Genomic DNA, 2,121 nt, shown 5'->3' on the forward strand with positions numbered 1-2,121 from the left:
TGCTGAACAGGACCGGGACACCCTCGGATGTGATCGTGCCGTGAGGGCTGTCAGTGAACGGTTCTTTGAGACGCTCCGCGGGTCGCACACCGCGGTGTCCCGGGCCCGGGTGTGCACGTCGTTCCAGACGGGGACGAACCCGACCGGGACAGAGATCGCTGTCACCGGCGGCGACGTCAAGGCGTCCGCGACTGCTGAGGTCCGGTCGACGCTCGACCTGACCACCACGCAGGCGTGGCCGATCCTTCAGACCGACCTGATCACCCCGTACGGCAATGAGATCTACGTCGAGCGCGGCATTGCCTACGGCAACGGTCAGCGGGAGTTCGTGGGGCTCGGCTACTTCCGGATCGACACCCCCGAGCAGGACGAGACCCCAGACGGCCCGGTCACCATCTCCGCGCAGGACCGGTGGGCCGGGATCGTCGACGCCCGGTTCCTGAGCCCGCGCCAGTTCTCCGGGGCTGCGGTCCGTGGCGCCCTGGTCGAGCTGCTGATCGAGGAGGTGTACCCCTCGGCAGTGATCGAGTGGGACGACACCGCGCTCCGTGACGGGCTGGTCGGCCGGACGGTGATCGCTGAGGAGTCCAGGTCGGCGACGCTGCGGGACTTCATCACGTCGCTCGGGAAGGTCGGCTACTTCGATCACCGGGGTGTGTTCGTGGTCAAGACCCCACCGGCGATCACCGGTGACCCAGCGTGGACGATCGACGCCGGCCATGACGGGGTCCTGGTCCAGATGTCCCGCGGCCTGACCAGGGAAGGTGTCTACAACGCGTACGTCGCCACTGGCGAGGCGGGCGACACGACGGCCCCGGCGCGGGGTGTCGCGTACAACCTCGACCCGGGCAGCCCCACCTACTACCTGGGCCGGTTCGGTCCGGTGCCCGGGTTCTACTCGAGCCCGTTCCTGACCACGAATCTGCAGGCCACGAACGCGGCTCGGGCTCTGCTCCGGCAACAGCTGGGGCTGCCGTACCAGGTCGACCTGTCGAGCATCGCGAACCCTGCCCTCGAGCCGTACGACGTCGTCTCGGTGCGGTACCCGAAGCGGGCTCGGAACCGGTCGCTGCGCACGGAGACCCACGTGATCGACAACGTGACGATCCCGCTGGTACCCGGCCAGCCGGTGACGTTGCAGACCCGGCAACGTCAAGACGACCTGATCGGGGACACGCCGTGATCACCGACGACCTGTCGACCCTGTTCGCTCCGGGCCCGGAGGCGGTCCGGTTCCGGCAGGGCACGATCACCGCGTGGAACCCGAACACCGGCGCGAACACGGTCAGCGTTGCCGGCGGGATCCTGACGGACGTTCCGATCCTGAACACCGGCGAAGCGATCGCGCTCAAGGCTGGGCACGTGGTGGGCCTGCTCGCGTTCGGGTCGACGTGGTTCATCCTCGGCCGGATCACCCCGACTGGCGATCCCAACTTCGCCGCGGCGTCCGTCGACTTTGGGTCGGCCGGCGCGCAGGTGTTCAATTTCGCCACCTCGACATCGATGGTGGTCAAGGCCTCGTCGAACGAGCTGGTCGTGCCGGACTGGGCCGACGAGGCGATCGTCCATGTCACCGGCGGCTGCTGTGTCGTGAACAACTCTGCGGTGATCACCAACGTCGCGATGGAAGTCGGCTGTTTCGGTGGCGTCGGCGGCGGGCTGATCCAGGACATCCCGATCGGCCGTATGGGCTCGGTGTCGGCGTCGTCGCGCAACCTATTCACGGGGCTGTCTGGCGGCGAGGTGCTGACCGTCACCGGCGCGGCTCAAGCCGGTGCAGCGTTCACCGCGGTCGGATCGAACTCGATGTTTGTCCACGCGACCGCGGTCTACAAGTCCAACATCTAGGAGACCGATCATGGCTGACGTAACCCCGCTGTACGGGTTCCCCTACCTCGAGCTGGGCGACCCGCCGGACCTCGCCGCCGGTACTGAGAACCTCGCGACTGCAGTCGAGACGAAGATCGCGGCAATGAACACCATCCCCACAGAGGTGTTGTTCACCGGCTCCGGCACCTGGACCAAGCCGGCCAATCTGAAGGCGGTCTGGGTGCGGGTCATCGGCGGTGGCGGTGGCGGTGGCGCGTGCGGTACCACCGGTGCGGCGCAGGGCTCGATCGG

2 protein-coding genes and 1 pseudogene are annotated in these 2,121 nt (G+C 67.7%); all 3 read left to right on the forward strand.

Annotated elements, in window-relative coordinates:
- Window positions 1–1,183: DUF5047 domain-containing protein (locus tag VFG33_RS16740; RefSeq protein WP_325053801.1), on the forward strand; the 1,183-nt coding region annotated here is incomplete at its 5' end.
- Entirely contained in the window at window positions 1,180–1,848 is a 669-nt protein-coding gene (locus VFG33_RS16745) for a hypothetical protein (protein WP_325053802.1), read from the forward strand. The genes VFG33_RS16740 and VFG33_RS16745, both read left to right, overlap by 4 nt.
- A gap of 10 nt (window positions 1,849–1,858) precedes the next feature.
- Window positions 1,859–2,121, forward strand: a pseudogene (locus tag VFG33_RS16750) (hypothetical protein); the annotation flags it as partial.

This window comes from Kribbella sp. (genome assembly GCF_035687465.1).
Lineage (GTDB): Bacteria > Actinomycetota > Actinomycetes > Propionibacteriales > Kribbellaceae > Kribbella.